Origin of the sequence: Opitutus terrae PB90-1, from assembly GCF_000019965.1 — a bacterium.
GTDB classification, from domain to species: domain Bacteria; phylum Verrucomicrobiota; class Verrucomicrobiia; order Opitutales; family Opitutaceae; genus Opitutus; species Opitutus terrae.
Window position 1 is genome coordinate 616,447 of the sequence record NC_010571.1, and the last position, 17,358, is coordinate 633,804.

General features: G+C 64.9%; 14 protein-coding genes and 1 pseudogene. 13 read left to right on the forward strand and 2 right to left on the reverse strand.

What is annotated here, in order from left to right; genetic code table 11:
- Positions 1–195 precede the first annotated feature (195 nt).
- From OTER_RS02605 to OTER_RS02635, 8 genes are all read left to right on the forward strand, one after another.
- Complete coding sequence (locus tag OTER_RS02605; RefSeq protein WP_012373347.1) at positions 196–1,632, forward strand: tetratricopeptide repeat protein; 1,437 nt, start codon at positions 196–198, stop codon at positions 1,630–1,632.
- Positions 1,629–2,702, forward strand: a complete 1,074-nt coding sequence (locus OTER_RS02610) for a LacI family DNA-binding transcriptional regulator (protein WP_012373348.1) — start codon at positions 1,629–1,631, stop codon at positions 2,700–2,702. Before OTER_RS02605 ends, OTER_RS02610 begins: the two co-directional genes overlap by 4 nt.
- Complete coding sequence (locus OTER_RS02615; RefSeq protein ID WP_158305340.1) at positions 2,653–3,777, forward strand: LacI family DNA-binding transcriptional regulator; 1,125 nt, start codon at positions 2,653–2,655, stop codon at positions 3,775–3,777. Before OTER_RS02610 ends, OTER_RS02615 begins: the two co-directional genes overlap by 50 nt.
- A gap of 297 nt (positions 3,778–4,074) precedes the next feature.
- Positions 4,075–6,465, forward strand: coding sequence for a TonB-dependent siderophore receptor (locus OTER_RS02620; protein ID WP_044891501.1), 2,391 nt, complete (start codon positions 4,075–4,077; stop codon positions 6,463–6,465).
- Positions 6,466–6,738: 273 nt separating this feature from the next.
- Positions 6,739–7,122, forward strand: coding sequence for a hypothetical protein (locus tag OTER_RS02625; protein ID WP_012373351.1), 384 nt, complete (start codon positions 6,739–6,741; stop codon positions 7,120–7,122).
- A gap of 145 nt (positions 7,123–7,267) precedes the next feature.
- Entirely contained in the window at positions 7,268–9,136 is a 1,869-nt protein-coding gene (locus tag OTER_RS02630; RefSeq protein ID WP_012373352.1) for a carbamoyltransferase family protein, read from the forward strand.
- A 56-nt stretch (positions 9,137–9,192) separates the two neighbouring features.
- Positions 9,193–9,357, forward strand: a complete 165-nt coding sequence (locus tag OTER_RS26390) for a DUF5989 family protein (RefSeq protein WP_012373353.1) — start codon at positions 9,193–9,195, stop codon at positions 9,355–9,357.
- Positions 9,358–9,422: 65 nt separating this feature from the next.
- Complete coding sequence (locus OTER_RS02635) at positions 9,423–11,234, forward strand: tetratricopeptide repeat protein (RefSeq protein WP_012373354.1); 1,812 nt, start codon at positions 9,423–9,425, stop codon at positions 11,232–11,234.
- 148 nt (positions 11,235–11,382) lie between these two features.
- Here the strand turns inward: OTER_RS02635 and OTER_RS02640 are convergent, their stop codons facing one another.
- On the reverse strand, positions 11,383–13,521 hold the full coding sequence (locus OTER_RS02640) for a prolyl oligopeptidase family serine peptidase (RefSeq protein ID WP_012373355.1): 2,139 nt from the start codon (positions 13,519–13,521) through the stop codon (positions 11,383–11,385).
- Between the two features lie 258 nt (positions 13,522–13,779).
- Between OTER_RS02640 and OTER_RS02645 the strand changes: the two are divergent.
- The 5 genes and pseudogenes from OTER_RS02645 to OTER_RS02665 all read left to right on the forward strand — a co-directional run.
- Positions 13,780–13,971, forward strand: a pseudogene (locus OTER_RS02645) (hypothetical protein); the annotation flags it as partial.
- 160 nt (positions 13,972–14,131) lie between these two features.
- Positions 14,132–14,482: a hypothetical protein gene (locus OTER_RS02650; protein WP_012373357.1), complete on the forward strand. Its 351-nt coding sequence runs from the start codon at positions 14,132–14,134 to the stop codon at positions 14,480–14,482.
- Positions 14,483–14,493: 11 nt separating this feature from the next.
- Entirely contained in the window at positions 14,494–15,039 is a 546-nt protein-coding gene (locus OTER_RS02655; RefSeq protein WP_012373358.1) for a helix-turn-helix domain-containing protein, read from the forward strand.
- Entirely contained in the window at positions 15,036–15,557 is a 522-nt protein-coding gene (locus OTER_RS02660) for a protein-export chaperone SecB (protein WP_012373359.1), read from the forward strand. The genes OTER_RS02655 and OTER_RS02660 overlap by 4 nt, the downstream gene beginning before the upstream one ends.
- A 209-nt stretch (positions 15,558–15,766) precedes the next feature.
- Complete coding sequence (locus OTER_RS02665; RefSeq protein ID WP_012373360.1) at positions 15,767–16,438, forward strand: DUF3800 domain-containing protein; 672 nt, start codon at positions 15,767–15,769, stop codon at positions 16,436–16,438.
- A gap of 347 nt (positions 16,439–16,785) precedes the next feature.
- Here the strand turns inward: OTER_RS02665 and OTER_RS02670 are convergent, their stop codons facing one another.
- On the reverse strand, positions 16,786–17,205 hold the full coding sequence (locus OTER_RS02670) for a hypothetical protein (protein ID WP_012373361.1): 420 nt from the start codon (positions 17,203–17,205) through the stop codon (positions 16,786–16,788).
- Between the last annotated feature and the right edge of the window lie 153 nt (positions 17,206–17,358).

Below are 17,358 nucleotides of genomic sequence, written 5' to 3' on the forward strand. Positions count from 1 at the left end.
CACTCATGCAGTCGCGAAGAGAAGCAGAATTTGTGGATCACAGATCCCGCTTGGCCAGCCGAAGGTTCCCGTACACACACTAAACGTTAGAGCTCGCGCCCGCTTGAGCCGATCCGGGGACCGGACGTGATGCTGCCACACCTTACCCACCGCGCCACCACGCGGACGTCCTGACCACCACCTCCGTCCTGCCCCATGAAACGGCTGCTGCCACGCCTGCTGCTCGTGCTTGCCGTACTTTGTGCCGGCGTCGCGGGCACCTTCGGCTGGCAGCGCTACTCCGCCGCCCGCCGTTGGGCAAAACTCCGTCCGCCCGCGCCCGCCACGCTGGGCACCACCGCGCCTGGGTTTGACGCGCAGGTCGCGGCCTGCGCCGCGAAGATTCAGGCATGGCCGCCCGATCAGGCCGCACTCGCCGAATTCGCCAACCTCTGCCACGCGAACGGCCAGCTTGAATCCGCCGCGGCCGCCTACGACGTGTTGATGCAGTTGCAGCCGACCGAAGCCCGCTGGCCGCACCGGCTCGCGGTAATCGTCGCCGGCTACGGCCAGCTCGATCAGGCCATCCCGCTGCTGCAGAAAACCACGCAGCTCGCCCCCGATTACATCGTCGCGTGGCTCAAGCTCGGCGACGCGTATCTGAAGTCGAACGCCGTTCCGGAAGCCAGCGCCGCCTACGACGAGGTGCTGCGCCGCGAACCGGACAGCCGCTACGCGCTGATCGGCCTCGCGCGTTGCGACCTGCTGTCCGAACGGCTTACCGCCGCGCGCGCGCACCTGCAACGCGCGGTGGCGGGCGTGACGGATTTCGCCGGCGCACAGAGCCTGCTCGCCGTCGTGTTCGACCGGCTCGGCAACACGGAAGCCGCGGCTACGGCCCGCAGTCGCGTGCAGCGCAGCGGGCACTACACCGAGCCGACAGACCCGTGGATGGAAGAACTGATGCTGCAATGCCACGATCCTTACGTGCTCCTCACCGCGGCCTCGACCGCGTGGGTCGAGGAACGTGCCGAGCGGGCATTCGCGCTGCTCGAACGGGCGCTCACGCTCGCGCCCGGCGATGCCCGGCTGCACCGGCAGATGGCCAAAATGCTCAGCGCACGCGGCGATCTGGCCGGAGCCCGCCGCCATCTCGAGGAAGGCGTCGCGCTCGCGCCGACCAATGACTCCATCCAACTCGACCTGATCGGAATCCTCCATCAGTTGAACGACACCGCGGCGCTGCAGCGCGTGGTTGCGGCGGGCCTTGCGGCGAATCCTGAAAGCCCCGCGATGCACTTCGAGGCCGGCATGGCCGCAGCCGCCGCGGGCCGGCTCGAGGAAGCCGCCCAACACCTCGAGTTCACCTGGCGCACCAGCCCCGACCAGATCGCCGCGGCGATCGAGCTGGCGAATGTTTACTTTCGCGCCGGACGCGGCGACGACGGCGTCGCGCTGCTGCAGGACGCGATCACGAAGTTTTCCCACAAGCCCGCGCCGCTGCTGCTGGTGCTGATTCGCCACGGCATCGAGACGGGCGATCCACGCACGCGCGAGTGGCTGCAGCAGGCCGTGGCGAGCGATCCGCCCGCCGGTCTCCTCGCCGACATCCGGCGCGACTATCAGCGCCGTTTCGGAGAGCCGCCGCCATGAGCCTCACGTCGCCCAACGATTCCGCCAGTTCCCGCCGGCCGACGCTGAAGGACGTGGCGCGCGAAGCGGGTTATCACATCACGACGATCTCGCTCGCGCTGCGCCAGCACCCGAGCATCCCGGAGGCGACGCGGAAGCGGATCCAGGAAATCGCCGACCGGATCGGCTACGAGCGCAACCCGGTGTATCACGCGCTCAGCCGGTTCCGGCAGCAAGGCACCGTGTGCGCGCCCGCACCGCGGATCGCCTACTTGGAAAACTTCGGACTCGGCTCAGGCAACCAGCGCTCGCCGCACCTCCAGGCCATCCTCGACGGCGCCTGCCGGCAGGCCGAGCTGCTCGGTTACCAAATCGATCCGCTCGCCGTCGGCGAGGACGACCACGACTCGCGCAGCCTCACCGGTTATCTGCGCGAGCACCAAATCACCGGGATCGTGATGGGCTCGTTCATCCCCGGATTCGCGGAGATCGCGTTGAACTGGGACGATTATGCCGTGTGCAAGATTCACTCGCGGCACACCGAGCCGGCGGCCACGGTCGTCGGCAACGACCAGCTCCGCGAGGTGCGGCTGGCGTTTCGCCGGCTCGCCGCACTCGGCTACGAGCGCATCGGGCTCGCGGTCGGCCGCTCCGACGAGGATGCGTGTGGCCACCGGCATACCGCCGGCTATCTGATGGAAGAGGCGTCGCTGCCGCTCGAGCGGCGCGTGCCGCCGCTGCTGTTTCCCTACAACCTCAGCGAATCGGCGCTCGGCGGCATGATCGCGCGCTGGGTGCGACGCCACCGGCTCGACGCGGTGCTGTGCAATTGGGCGACGATCCGGACCATGCTTGAGCGCGAGGGGCTGCGCGTGCCCGACGATGTCGCCTGCGCCAGCCTGTGCATCTGCGATCCGCTCTCCGCGGCGATGGCCGGCGTCCGGCCGTATCTCAATCTCGTCGGCGAGCGCGCGGTCTCGATCGTGGTGGCGCAACTCAAGACGAGCGAACGCGGACTGCCCGAATTTCCTTCCTCGATTTATGTCCAAAGTGTCTGGCAAGACGGCGACAGTGCTCCCCGGCGCAATTGACGGCGCTCTGCCGGCGAAGCGCTACTACACCCTGGCCGACATCGCGGCCAAGGCGGGGGTGCACGTCACCACGGTGTCACTGGCGCTGCGCGATCATCCGAGCATCCCGCCGGTGACGCGCACGCGGATCCGGAGCGTCGCGCGCGAGCTGGGCTACCGCCGCGACCCGTTGCTCGATGCGTTGAATTTTCACCGCGCCCGACAGACGCAGCAAACCCGCTCGGTCAGCTCGGCGTTCGTGGTGCACGCCGGCACGACGCGGTTGTTCGGCGGCAATCACTACCAGCCGCTCGTCTACGCCGGCGCGAAAGCCGCTGCGGAAGCGCGCGGCCACGCGCTCGATATTCTCGTGGTCGGACACGGGCACCTCGCGCCCGCCCGGCTCAACACGATCCTCAACGCGCGCGGCATCACCGGCGTGCTGCTCTCGACCTTCGAGATCGACATCGAACAACTCGACCTCGACTGGGCGCAGTTCTGCGCCGTCAAGGTCGAGTGCCTCCACCTCACGCCGAATCTGGACGCCGTTTCCAACGACCAGCTGCAAGTCGCGCGACTGGCGATGCGGCAGCTACGCAAGCTCGGGTACCGGCGCATCGGGCTGGCCACGGCGCGTGAGGATCAGACTCGGCTCGGCGAGTCCTTCGGCATGGGCGTGTTGATCGAACAGGATTCGCTGCCGCAGGAGGAATGCGTGCCGCCGCTGATCTTCAGCCTCGCCGAGGTCCCCACGCTGCCGCGGCTGATTCCGGAATGGATGCGCGCCAACAAGGTGGACGTGATCATCTCGAACTGGAACGAGCTCTTCGACACGTTTGCCACCGCGGGCATCCGGCTGCCGGAGGACGTGGCGTTCGCGTCGTTGGATGTGCCGCCCAGCATGCCGCATATCGCGGGGGTGGTGCAGAATCACGGGTTGGTCGGCCAGCGCGCCATGGAGCAGCTCGCGATCATGACCGACGCTTACCAACGCGGCGTGCCCGAGGCGCAGACCATCACCTACATTCCCGGCTACTGGCAGGACGGCGTCACGGCGCCAACTCGTCCGGGACGCAACGGACGCGAGCCGCAGTAACCTCCGGCTCGAGAGCCTGAATCCATCACCGGACGAACTACCGTCCGCGGGGTCAGACTATAGTGTTAGAGTCGCGAACTTTTTGCACCCTACGGGCCGCTGCCGCTGAGTGCCCGGCAGTTACCCCGATTTGTCGGCCGTCCACCCCGGCCTACCCACCACTCACCGTTTACCTGTCCGTTTTGCCTACCCCCGCCGGCCATCAGGTCGGCGCATGTCGCAAACAGAAGCCAAATGAACGATCGACCACCACCCAACCAAACAGCAAGTCACGCCGGTCCATTCCGGACTGGCTTTTTGCTCGCGCTCGCGGCGCTCTGCAGCGTCGCGGTGCAAGCACAAACCACCGCCCCTGCCACGGCCACTCCCGCTGCGGATGACGACGAAGTCGTGAAGCTTGATGCCTTCACGGTCTCGACGGACCGCGACGTGGGTTACCGGGCCACCAACTCCATCGCAGGTACCCGCACCAACACGCCCATCAAGGACGTGCCGTTGAACATCCAGGTCTTCACCAAGGACCTCGCCGAGGACCTGTTGATCAAAAATCAAGTCCAGTTCGAAACGTACAACGCCTCCCTCGTGGCCGGCGGTATCGACGTGTTCTCGGACAATCACATTCAGCAGCCGTACGAGCAGTTCCTCTATCGCGGTTTCAAGCAGAACTGGGGTCTGCGCGACGGCGTGCGTGAATACGACCCGGTCGATTCCCAAGGCCTTGCCCGCGTCGAAGTCGTGAAGGGTCCGGCCGCCGCGCTCTACGGCCTCGCCTACCCCGGCGGCATCATGCAGAACATCAGTAAGACGGTCGAGCTGGAGAAGAACTTCACGAGCCTCCGTCTCACTGGCGGCATGTATGGCGACTATCGCGCCACCGCCGATATCAACGCCACGGGAACGATTGCCGGACAAAAGATCGGCGTCCGCTTCAATGGCGCGTACGAGAAGACGGAGGACAATCGCGAGCACTCGCAGGGTGACGTCCGGCTCTTGAACGTCGCCGTTGCCTGGCAGCCGACCGCCACCACGAAGCTCGAGTTCATGGCGGAAGACGGTTACCGCGCGAAGCCGAACGGCCTGGGCTATTTCCTGACCGGTGAGGCGGGCGCCGCTAACAACCAAGCCCAAATCCCGCTGCAGATCCTCAATCCCTCGATCGACTGGGATTGGAACTGGGCCAACGACAACAACCTCAACGTACTCGAAACCAAGCGCTACAAGGGCACGGTCACCCAGCAAATTGGCGAGGATGTCACCGTCCAAGCCTACTTGCAGTACTCACGGCGCCTGGAAATTCCCGGCAATGGCTGGGACGCTTCAGGTTCGGGTGGCGCCAATGCTTGGGAATCGGCCAGCAGCGGCTGGGACCAGGCCACCAATACCATCCGCAGCACCTACAACTACCGTGACTGGGGCAACCAGATGCACGCCTACGGTGCGACCGCCGTCTACAAGCTGAACTTCGAGCAGATCAAGAACACGTTCGCGTTCGGTGCGAACGTCTGGAAGGAAGATGAACTCTCGCGCCACAGCGCCCCGTTGAACCCGCTCGCGTCCGCGCTGGTTTATCCCGTCCAGATGGGCGTTCCGATCAACGTGCCTCCGTTCCCGCCGGCGGACCTCCAGCCCGACCTGACCGGTGGCAACGGCTACCACCACGAGGACAACTCGAACGATTACTACTTCGTGAATTGGCAGGCCTCGATGTTCAACGATCGCCTGAAGACGAACATCGGCGTCAACAAGACGAACCTGAAAACGATCGCTTGGGACAATGGGGTCGATACCGAGCCCAACGTCTACACGGCCTCGAAATACTCGCCGCTCTTCGGCGCGGTCTTCGCGGTTACGAAGGAAATATCGGTCTTCGCCGTGCGGTCCACGTCGCTGTTTCCCGACTCGACCAAAGACAGCTTCGGCAATCAGTTCTCGCCGCAAGTGGGCCTCGGTTATGAGGGCGGCGTGAAGGTAGACCTCCTCGACGGCAAGATCTCCGGCACGATCAGCTACTTCGTCATTCAGCAGACGGGCGGCACACAGAACGACCCCACCAAGGAAAACCGCAATACCGTACGGTTCGATTCGCTCACGCCTGAACAACGGCAGATCGAGTTCGGCGGCGTCCGGCCGCTGGGCGACATCGTGCAGGGCGGCGAGCAGGAATCGAAGGGCTTCGAAATGGACCTGACATTCCAGCCCTTGCGCCAATGGCAGATCGTGACGAGCTACTCGAACGTGAACCACGAGTTCACCAAGTCCGCGCTGCCGGCGACGATCGGCCAGACCAACCCACAAGCCATCAAGAACAGCTTCGCCGTGATTTCGAAGTACTCGTTCCTCGATGGCGAGCTGAAGGGGTTGGCCGTCGGTGGCGGTCTGCGCTGGTGGGACAAGTCGCTGCAGGACTATCAGCGGCGGGCGCCCAACGGCGGAGTGTACTCCGGCACAGGCGACTTCATCGACGTGGCTCGCTACTCGCCCTCCCGGACGTGGGCCGAGCTGTTCGCGACCTATCGTTGGAAGGTTTGGGGCCAGAATGTCATGCTTCAGTTCAACGCGCAGAATATCCTGCGCGCCGACTCCTACGTCGGGTGGAAAGCCACGGGCTCGGCCGACAAGCTGGCGGTCGACCGCTATAAGGTACCGACTCCGATCGTCTATCGTTTGACCTTCGGGCTCGACTTCTAGGCGGTCGCAAAGACCTGAGTCTCTTCGGAGGGCGAGCTTCACTCGCCCTCCTTTTTTTGCGCATGTGACACGGGCGTCCCGCCCGTGAAATCAGCCAATAGAAAACGTCGCGCGTTTCCGGATTCACGCCGGTTGCCGTTCAGATCGGAGCCGCCTTACCCGCTCTCTGTAGCCGCGCCGGCTACGGCGGTTCCGTTAGCCCCGAGGCCTTTTTCGCCTCCGACATCCGTCGTTTTTCATTGGCGACACCGGCCGGTTTCCCACGCTGCTTCCATGCCCCTCGCCCCCGCGAATCGCGCTCGCTTGCAGGCCTCGCTCGCCGTTGTCGGGCTGGCCGTGCTCTGCTGGCGCGTCCCGGGCGTGGTCACCACCGTGCTGTTAATGCTCGGTGCGACGCTCGCGCTCGTCGCGTGGATCTCGCCGCGGGCCTACGCGCCCGTGCAGCGCGGTTTCGACGCGCTCCTCCATGGACTGCTGGTCGTGCTGACGTGGACTTCACTCGCGCTGGTGTATTTCGGTCTGTTCACGCCGGTGCGCGTGTGGCGGCTGCTGACGCACAATGATCCGCTCGGTCTGCGTTCGCAGCAAGGATCCGCGCCGACCACCTATCTGCAGCCGTTGCCCCCGACCCCGGCGCGTTTCGACCGGCAATTCTGAGATGCCACAGAAAGCCGAGAGTCCAGAGCTCAGAGTCCAGAGAGAGAACACTCGCTCCGTGTTCGGTCTCTCAACTTTCAACCCTCAACTCTCAACGCTTCCCTCTCCGCTCTAGCCTCTCAGCTCTCCGCTCTGGACTCCCCTCATGCGTATCCTCGGACTCAGCGCGTTCTATCACGACTCGGCCGCCGTGCTGCTCGACGACGGCGAGATCGTGGCGGCGGTCCAGGAAGAGCGCTTCAGCCGGATCAAGCACGACGCCTCCTTCCCACGCGCGGCCGCGGCCTACTGCCTCGCGCAAGCCAGCGGCCCGCTCGACGCGGTCGTCTATTACGAAAAGCCGCTGCTCAAATTCGAGCGGATCCTCGCCACCTCGCTCGCGATTGCCCCGCGTGGTTTTCGTGCGTTTGCCGCCGCGATCCCGGATTGGATTCACCACAAGCTCTGGATGCCGTCGTTGACCGAGGACGAACTGCGCGCCTTGGGCGCGGCACCGGCGCCGGTGTTTTTCGCGGGGCACCACGAGTCGCACGCGGCCAGCGCCTTCTTCCCGTCGCCGTTTCCGCACGCCGCGATCCTGACACTCGACGGCGTCGGTGAGTGGTCCACCACGGCGCTCGGCCGCGGCGCGGGCAACCGCATCGAGCTGCTGCGCGAACTCCGGTTTCCGCACTCGCTCGGACTGCTCTATTCGGCCTTCACCCACTACTGCGGTTTCCGCGTGAACTCCGGCGAATACAAGCTGATGGGGCTCGCGCCCTACGGCGAGCCGCGACACGTGAACGCCATTCTGGACCGGCTCGTCGATCTCAAGCCGGACGGCTCGTTCCGGCTGAACCTCGACTACTTCGGCTACCTGCACGGGCAAACCATGACGAACGCCCGGTTCGCCGCGCTGTTCGACGCGCCGCCGCGAGCGCCAGACGCGCCTCTCACCACGCTTTATTGCGACGTCGCGCGATCAATCCAGCAGGTCACCGAAGAAATCGTGCTCCGACTCGCGCGCACGCTGCATGCCGAAACCGGCGAGGAGAATCTCTGCCTCGCGGGCGGTGTCGCCCTGAACTGCGTCGCGAATGGACGGCTGCTGCGCGAAGGCCCATTCCGTCGCATTTGGGTGCAACCCGCCGCGGGCGACGCCGGCGGTGCCCTCGGCGCCGCGCTCGCCTTTCATCACCGGCAGGCGGCGGCTCCGCGCAACGCCGACGACGTTCACGACCGGATGCATGGCGCTTTTCTCGGCCCCTCTTACGGCGACGACGATATCGCGCTCGCACTGACGCAGCGCGGCATCACCAACCGGCTGCCGCAGACAGCGGACCTACCCGATCGAATCGCCGAGCGACTGAATGCCGGACTCGTCGTAGGCTTTTTCCAGGGTCGCGCCGAGTTCGGTCCACGCGCGCTCGGTGCACGTTCAATTCTGGCCGATGCGCGTTCGCCCGAAATGCAGCGCCGGCTGAACTTGAAGATCAAGTTCCGCGAATCCTTCCGCCCATTCGCGCCGATCGTGCTCGCCGAGCACGCCTCCGAGTGGTTCGACCTCGCCGCAGCCTCGCCCTACATGCTCTTCACCGCGCCCGTCGCTACCGCGCGTCGGAGCCCGGATACACCGCGCTCCTCCGAACTTCCCGCTGAATGTCACTCGATGGGTGACATCTCGCAGGAAGGCGGATGGCAGGAACGGCTCCGCGCGATCCGTTCCGCCATCCCGGCGGTGACGCATGTCGATGGCTCCGCGCGCGTGCAGACGGTCGATCGCCAACAAAATGCCGCGCTGCACGCCGTGCTCAGCGCGTTTGCGCGGCGCACCGGCTGCCCAGTGCTCGTCAACACGTCCTTCAACGTCCGTGGCGAGCCGCCCGTATGTCACCCGCGCGAGGCGATCGACTGTTTTCTCGCCACCGACATGGACTGCCTGGCGATCGGCTCCTATCTCGTCGATAAAACCTCCCTGCCCGCTAACCTTCGCGCGCCAGCCGCAGCGCCGCCCCGCGCCTTCGCGGCCGATTGATTTCGTTGTTTTCCTTTTCGTGTCATTCGTGTGTTTCGTGGGCTGATTCTCCTCCAATGCGTGCGCTTCGCAGCCTTTCCCGCTTCTTCGCCGAGCTCTTCGCGTTCGCGCGCGAACGCAAGGCCTGGTGGATCGTTCCCATCGTCGTGTTGCTGCTGCTGATCGGACTGGTGATCGTCTCGGTCTCCACGATCTCGCCCTTCATCTACTCGCTGTTCTAGCCGCGCCGTGTCGGCGCTCCAGCGTCTCATTGCTTCACCGCCTCACCGTTTCACCGGTTCGCCCCGTGACCGCCCTGTCGTTTCGCCGTCAGTTGCTCTTCGCCGCGATCCTCATCGTCGGCGGACTCGTCCTGCTGCTCGGGTCGCTCGAGCTGACGCTGCGGCTCGCCCACTACGGCTACTCGCCGCATTTCGCCGAACGTGCCTTGCTTCCCTCGGGCGATTCCATCTGGCGCGACAACCGCTGGTGCACCGCGCCGTATTTTTCGCCAGAGCTGGTGCGACGGCCGTTTCCCTTCCGGCTGCCGCTCACCAAAGCACCGGGCACCTATCGCATCTTCGTGCTCGGCAGCTCGGCGGCGATGGGCGATCCGGAGCCGTCGTTCTCGCTGGCCCGGATGCTCGAAGCGATGCTACGCACGGCCTACCCGAACCAGCGTTTCGAGGTGGTCAACGCCGGCGTGACCGCGATCAACTCCCATCTGGCGCGCACCATCGCCGCCGATTGTGCGGAGCTCTCGCCGGATCTCTTCATCGTCTACGAAGGCCACAACGAGGTCATCGGTCCGTTTGGGCCTTCCGGCGTGTTCGCGCCTTTCCTGAGCAGCGAACTCGGCGTACGCGCCGCGATCTGGCTCAAAGGCACGCGCACCGGCCAGCTGGTATCGGCGCTCGGTCGCCGGCTCACCGGCAAATCCGCGCTGCCGGCGGACTGGGGCGGCATGCAGATGTTCCTGGCCCAACAGATCGCCAACGACGATCCGCGGCTCGACGCGGTCCGCGCGCATTTCCGCGCCAACCTCATTTCGATCGCCGAATCCGCGCACGCCGCCGGTGCACGCACGCTGCTTTGCACCGTGCTCACGAACCAACGCGATTTCGCGCCGTTCCTGTCGCGCCACCGGTCCGGGCTGACCGCGGCTGACCTCGCCCGCTGGGATGCGCATGTCGCTGCCGCCCGCGAGGCCGAGCGCACGCATCGCACCGCGGATGCGGAAGCCGAGTATCGCGCCGCACTCGCGATCGACGACGAGCACGCCGAACTGGTTTTCCGCTACGGCCGTTTTCTGCTGCTGGCCGGTCGCCGCCAGGAAGCGCAGCCCTTGCTGCAACGCGCGCTGAACCTCGACACGCTGCGTTTCCGCACCGACGGTTCGCTCAACAAAGTCATCCGCGATCTGCGCGGTGCACACGTGCCCGGGGTCGAGGTGCTCGATCTCGCCGCAGCACTCGCGCTGCACAGCGAAGGCGGCGCGACGGGCGACGACCTGCTCTACGAGCACGTGCACCTCACACTCCGCGGCACCTACGAAGTCGCCCGCGAGATTTTCACCCATGTGTCCGCCGACCTCGCTCGGCGCCAGCTGATCTCAGGCACGATCGCGGAACCTTTCGACTACGACGAGGCGAGGCTCCGGCTCGGCTACACGATGCACGAGCAGGCCATGATCGCGCACGAGCTGCTCAATCGGTTTCGCGCGCCGCCGTTCACCAGCCAGGCCGATCATGCGCTACGCCTAAAAACCTGGGAGCAGCGAACGGAGCAGGCGTCCGCACTGCTCGCTCGGCCCGAAGCGTTGCCGGCGCTGCGTGAGTTATATGAGCGTGCGATGACGCTCGCTCCCGACGACTGGGTGCTCGCCCGCAACGCCGGCTCCATGCTGGTCGCGCGCCAGGCTCCGGCCGACGCCGTGCCGCTGTTGCAGCGCGCGGCCGATTGGATCGGCCACGACGTCGACACCCTCGTTGCGCTCGGCTGGGCCCAGCGCGCGCTCGGGCACACTGCAGAATCCGAGGCGGCCTTCAACCAGGCCCGTGCGCTCGAGCCGCGTTATCCGAATCTGCCGAAACCGGACGCAGCCGGCGACCAACGATAGGCACTGTGCCGTAGGCCAGCTCGCCGTGTGGTAGACCACCGGAGCGAAAATCGGTCTGCCCCTCTCATCCCTCAACTCTCAACCGGTTTGAGCTCTGGGATCTCGGCTCTCCGCTCTCAGCTCTAGACACTCGGTTCTGGGCTCCCAGCTACTTCGCCGCCAGCTTCTCCCACAGGAACGCGAACGTCCGCGCCACCCGCGTGGCAAGCTGCTCGCTCGTCACGCTGCCGTGATGCCCGCCTTCCGTGTTCTCGTAGTAATCGACCGCGTAGCCGAGCGCGATCATCCGCGCTGCCATCTTGCGCGCGTGGCCCGGATGCACCCGATCGTCGCGCGTCGTCGTGTAGAACAGGATCGGCGGCAGTTTCATCCCGCGCCGCACGTTTTGATAAGGCGAGTATCGCCGAATGAACGCCCACTCTTCCGGCAGGTCTGGATTCCCGTATTCGGCCATCCAACTCGCGCCGGCGAGCAGCCGGTGATACCGCTGCATGTCGAGCAGCGGATTGCCGCACACCACCGCGCCGTAGAGTTCCGGGTGACGCAGCATCGTCGACGCCACGAGTAATCCGCCGTTGCTGCGGCCCTCGATGCCGAGCCGCGCGGGCACGGTGATGGCGCGCGTCACGAGATCGCGCGCCACGGCTTCGAAGTCCTCGAAACACTTGTAATGATTTTCCTTCAGCACCGATGTGTGCCACTCCGGACCGAACTCGGCGCCGCCGCGGATGTTCGCCAGCACGAACACGCCGCCGCGCTCCAGCCACAGTTTTCCATAGGCGCCCTTCAGGTTTTCATACGAACCGGAATACGACGGCGTCAGCGAGTTCTCGAACCCGCCATACGAAAACATCCACACCGGATTGCTCCCGTCGAACCGAAGGTCGCGCGGACCGACCACGAAATACGGCACCCGCGTGCCATCCGCCGACGTGCACCACAGCTGCTGCACGGCGAACTGCGCGCCGTCGAACGTCGGCGCCTGCGCCTTGATCTGCTCGGCCGCGGTCGCGCCGGCCGGCACGTAAAACAGCGTCGGCGGTTGCGTGAATGATTCGAACTCGACCCACGCGTCGCCCGTCCCTTCATCGACGCTCGCGACCTTTAGCGCGCCGTTATCCGGAAACGGGATGGGTTGCCGTGTCCACGAACCGCCCTGCGCCATAAGCCGGACCAGCCGGCCGCGCACGTTGTCGAGTCCGGTCACCAGCACGTCGTTCTCACCGGCCGTCACCGACTGCACCTCAAAGTCTTTCTCGCGCGCGACCAGCAGGTCGATGTTCCCCGGGCCGCCGTGCAGCGCCGTTGGGTCCGCGATCACGACCGATCCCGCGCGAAAACGCTGCCCACCCGCCGTCCAGTCCTCCTTCAACCAAACAATCAATCGGCCGTGCAGCGCATCGACGACGTTCGACGTCGCGGGAATGTCGAGCGGCGTCAGCGCCGGCTTCCCGGCGCGTTCCTCAACGAGAAAAAACTTCGCGCGCCAGAACGTCTCCGCCTCCACCGCGATGTTGACCGCGTTTGCACCCGAGCCGAAACGGCGCGCCAGCACCCACACAGACTCCGCCGGCGCTTCGTGCAACGTCTCCGCCGCGCTCAGCGGCGTGCCGCGCTGCCAGCGCTTGAGAATCCGCGGATAGCCCGACGACGTGAGCGAGCCCGGCCCAAAATCCGTGGCCACGAACAACGCGTCATCGCCCGCCCACGCGACCCGCGACTTCGCGGTGGGCACCACAAATCCGCTTTCGACGAACCTCAACTGCTCGAGGTCGAACTCCCGCACCTCGACGGCATCGCCGCCGGCTGGCGCGAGCTGGATCAGGCACCGCTTTTCGTCCGGTCGCCGCCAGAAGACTTCGCCCATGGCCCACGGCTTGCCCTCGCTTTTCGCGAGCGCATCGACGTCGAGCACGGTTTCCCAGCGCGGCTCGTCCTTTCGCAGCTCGGCAAGGGTGGTCCGCCGGAAAATCCCGCGCGGATGCTGCTCGTCCTGCCAGAGGTTATAGAGGAAACCGCCGTGCGCCGAGATCTCCGGAATCCGCGACGCCGAGTTCAGCACCGCGAGCGCATCGCGATAAAGCGCGTCGTAGTCGGGTCGCGCCGTCAGCCGCGACGCGGTGGCATCGTTTCGGTCCCGCACCCACTCAAGCGCCTGCGGGCTGTCGATCTCCTCGAGCCACCGGTAGGGGTCGTCCGCTGCAGCGACTGGGGCGGAGCCGGCGACGTCGATTGAAACCGCAGCACCAGCCAGGAGGAACGCGGGAAGAAAGCGCAACAACGACATGCTCCCACGAAACTCAGAAGTTGCTCCGGCGCACGCGCAGAATGCAACTGCCGCGCCGCTCCGTCCCGGCGGAGCGCACTGCTCCAACGCGCTCGGGTAGCGGGAGCCGTGAGGCTTTCGCCGCAACGCTCGCTCGTACCGCGACAGGCGTTCCAGTCGAGCGCGTTGACCGCGAGGCGCTGGCCGACTCGCCAGGAAATTTGACTGACACCGGTACCGCGCGCCAGCTAGTAACATCTTTGCGTTCCAGCCGCTCGGATGCCGATTCAGAACAAGAAGCGCTTTAGCGAGCGCGACATCTGCACCAAGTTCATTACCCCTGCGCTCACCCGCGGCGGCAAGTGGGACGTCATCGACCAAATCCGCGAGGAGGTTTCGCTGACCAAGGGTCGCGTAATCGTCCGCGGCCAGTTGAGCACGCGCGGCGAAGCCAAGCGCGCCGACTATGTCCCACGACAACACGCTCGCCAAACCCTACGCCAACTGCTCGACAACACCCCTCCACCGGCTGCTGACCGCTGACCGGTTTCCCCTCAAGAAAAACAGTGCTTGACCGAAGGTATCAATTGATACCTTCTCTCATGCATGAAACCCGCCACCCTCTGCCGCTATGGGACTTCAACCCATTCCCACCGCCTGGCGCCAAAAAGTCTGCGCCGCGCTTCGGCAGGGCAGTAGGGCTGCGCGGTTCACCGCCGAGGGCGGCCAGCGTTGGCAAAACGAGTTTCCCGACGCTTTCCGTTACGAGTTGGACGAGGCGTTGCTCCAGTTCCTCTTCGCTCCTTCTGCCCACGGCTGCCCGGTCACGATGGATCACCCGCCCGGCGAAACCTGGGAGTTCTTCTTCCGGTTCCGCGACGAGAAACTCTACGGTAAGCTGCTCCTGAAAAAGTCCGACGGTAAAAGCGTCATCATCTTCTCCGCCCACCGGCCCGACCGGCCGCGCCTCCGCTGCGGATAACTCTCCTCCCCATGGCTGCCACCTCCTCCAGAAAGGGCCTCAAGCATCGGCCCTTTGAAGTCACCATCCCCACTGCCGACGGTTCCGGCGTGGCTGAACGAATCCCGATCGATGTCCCGATGGAATGGGACGAAGATATCGGCGTGTGGACGCTCACCGCCGAGGCCGAGGAACTCATCGAAGCCACCAAGGCGCGCCACATGGGCCTGCTGCTGCCCGATCAACTGCGCACGCTCCGCGAACGCCTGGGCCTCACACAGAAAGCCATCGGTGACCTGCTCCAGATCGGGGCCAAGAGCTGGACCCGCTGGGAAACCGGCACCCAGCGCCCTTCCCGCAGCCTCAACCTCCTGCTACGCGCGGTGTACAACGGCTGGATTACGCCCCAGCAACTCGGACTCTTGTGTGCTCCGCAGCCGGATTGGTCCGAGCAATTCCGCCGCAATGCCGCTGCCGGACAGGCCGCCGAGCCTGTCGTCATCGACTACTATCGGGCGCGCGCCGAACACGCCGCTGCGTCCGGCTTCGTTGAGCCCCTACAAGTGGCCGTCTCATGAAAGAGGGCATTGTCACTCTCCTCGATTACTTCGCCACCGACCTGGCGCTCTCGACCAATAAGGCTTTCTCTACCGAAAAGCCGCTCAAGTTCGAGTCGTCCGAATTCGCGATAAACGTCGCGGTTCAGAAAAGCACGGTCGCCGAAGGCAGCGGGCGCCGGTGGCAGGTCGCGCTCGATGTGGGGCACCAGCCAGCCCCGGAAACCAACTTCCCTTATTCTTACCGCGTTGCGTTGGTTGGGCAGTTCAGCATCGCGCCCCACATCAAACCGGAGGACGAAGAACGAATCGTTCGCATCCACGGCGCCTCGGTACTCTACGGCATGACCCGCGAGATCGTCCGTGTGCTCACGGGCCGCGGTCCTTTTCGCCCGATAATCATCCCGACGGTTTCGTTCTACGAACCTAAGTCCGCCGTCCCCACCACTCCCGAGCCAACCGCTGAGCCGAAAACTGCTGCCGAGGCGGTCACTGCCACGCCCAAACCGCGGCGCAAGCCCGCCGGAAAAAAGGCGTAGGCCGGCCCGAGCAGAAGCGGATCGTGGCGAGAGTGGCGGAGCTGATGCGCGGGTGCGACGAGCTCGAAGCCCAGTTCGCCGCCGCCGATACCGCCGGCGCCCAACCTCTCCACCGGTTGCTCGCCCGATGATCGTGGTCATCGCCACTGACGAAACCGCCTTCGGCTTGTGCGTCGTTTAGCAGCCGTCACCCCAAACCGCCTCACGCCATGCTGGTGTTCTTGGATGAATCGGGCGACGCGGGGTTCAAGTTCGGCGAAGGCTCCTCGACGTTCTTCGTGGTCACGCTCGTGATCGTGCCGGATCCGGCCAGCGCGGCCTCGCTCGAGACGACCATCGCACAGCTTCGGCACAAGCTGCACACGCCGCCGGACTACGAGTTTCACTTCACCGCCACCTGCGCCGCATGGCGGGAATCCTTCATGAAGGAGGTCAACGGACTAAACTTCCGCTACCACCCGATCGTGATCAACAAGCCGGCGCTCCGCGGCGAAGGATTCAAGTGCAAGGACTCGTTCTACAAGTTCGCCTGCCGCATCGTCCTGGAGAATGCTGCGAAGGAACTCAGCGACGCCACCGTGGTGCTCGATGGCTGCGGATCGCGAGAGTTCCAGCGGGAACTCGGCAGCTATCTGCGACGGCGATTGAACCCGTCGGACGCTGCCGGACTCGTGATCAAGAAATTGAAGATTCAGGACTCGCGAAGAAACAACCTGCTGCAGCTGGCCGATATGGTGTGCGGCGCGGTCGCGAGATCATTTTCCGGGCGGAAAGATGCGCAGCTCTATCGGCGCTGGCTCAAGCCCCGCGAAGCGCGGGTGCAATTCTGGCCAAAGGAAAACCCCGGCCTATCCAGTGAAGGAACGCACACCCTACGGTGACAGTTCGGCGCGGGGTTTATTTCCGGGGCTACAATCGGTCGGAAACCGTGTCGCGGAAAGCCTATCGTGGCGACAAGCGACCGCCCTTTTTGGCAGGACTCTCCTCGGAGACGCCATTAATCCCGCTTGTCGGCGAGTAGCCCCAAGTTGGCAAAACGCGGACAGACGCCAGATATCTTGGCAAAACGCGGAAATCGCAGGCGGAGTTCCAGTCGTCATCCGTCCTTGCTGAGACCTAAGCGGCGCCTTCGCTAGGCTCCTCGTGCTCGTTCTTGCCGGCCAGCGCTCGGCAATCATCTACTCGTTGGTGGTGTCGTGCCGACGGCATAGCACGTCGCGCAGATAGATCAGAGGTTGGTCTGCCCCGGTTTGGCGGGATCGATCCGACCAAAAAGGTCATGCACGGGAATCCCTGCGTCCTTGTTATAGTAATGCTCCGGGTAAGGTTTGTAAGGCCCGCGGAAATACGGATTCGCATCGCTGTCTATGCCCACCAGGTAGAGATACGCCTTGCCGGATTCCGGCACGTTGTGACCCCGCGTCACCATCAATTCGCCTATAGCCTTGATCCCGTCGGGAACGTGTTGTGGCAGCACGTAGCCGGAAATATACGCCTCCTCGAGCTTGGGCATTCCTTTCTCGATAGAGCCCGGTAGGGCGCCGAGAGGATAAGGCCAAAGATTCCCGGGTGCGCCCGTAATCGCGGTCAACTGGACAGCGGCATCACCGGTGGCCTTCGTCCAGTCGGGATAGTAAGGGAGCGGCATGAAGGAATGCTATCCACCATCCGCATCACCGCGAGTCTCGAATCCCATCGTGGTCGAATGGCAAGTTGCGGGTTGCTCCCGGAAGCGGTGTCGGCTGTCTTGAGGCCGGAAAGCCGCATGGCTACAATTCCCGAGCGCCGGCTGACCGTAGTC

Coding starts and splice junctions, on each gene's coding strand:
- OTER_RS02605 (WP_012373347.1), top strand. CDS start 196: ATGAAACGGCTGCTGCCACGCCTGCTGCTCGTGCTTGCCGTACTTTGT.
- OTER_RS02610 (WP_012373348.1), top strand. CDS start 1,629: ATGAGCCTCACGTCGCCCAACGATTCCGCCAGTTCCCGCCGGCCGACG.
- OTER_RS02615 (WP_158305340.1), top strand. CDS start 2,653: ATGTCCAAAGTGTCTGGCAAGACGGCGACAGTGCTCCCCGGCGCAATT.
- OTER_RS02625 (WP_012373351.1), top strand. CDS start 6,739: ATGCCCCTCGCCCCCGCGAATCGCGCTCGCTTGCAGGCCTCGCTCGCC.
- OTER_RS02630 (WP_012373352.1), top strand. CDS start 7,268: ATGCGTATCCTCGGACTCAGCGCGTTCTATCACGACTCGGCCGCCGTG.
- OTER_RS26390 (WP_012373353.1), top strand. CDS start 9,193: ATGCGTGCGCTTCGCAGCCTTTCCCGCTTCTTCGCCGAGCTCTTCGCG.
- OTER_RS02640 (WP_012373355.1), bottom strand. CDS start 13,521: ATGTCGTTGTTGCGCTTTCTTCCCGCGTTCCTCCTGGCTGGTGCTGCG.
- OTER_RS02650 (WP_012373357.1), top strand. CDS start 14,132: ATGGGACTTCAACCCATTCCCACCGCCTGGCGCCAAAAAGTCTGCGCC.
- OTER_RS02655 (WP_012373358.1), top strand. CDS start 14,494: ATGGCTGCCACCTCCTCCAGAAAGGGCCTCAAGCATCGGCCCTTTGAA.
- OTER_RS02660 (WP_012373359.1), top strand. CDS start 15,036: ATGAAAGAGGGCATTGTCACTCTCCTCGATTACTTCGCCACCGACCTG.
- OTER_RS02665 (WP_012373360.1), top strand. CDS start 15,767: ATGCTGGTGTTCTTGGATGAATCGGGCGACGCGGGGTTCAAGTTCGGC.
- OTER_RS02670 (WP_012373361.1), bottom strand. CDS start 17,205: ATGCCGCTCCCTTACTATCCCGACTGGACGAAGGCCACCGGTGATGCC.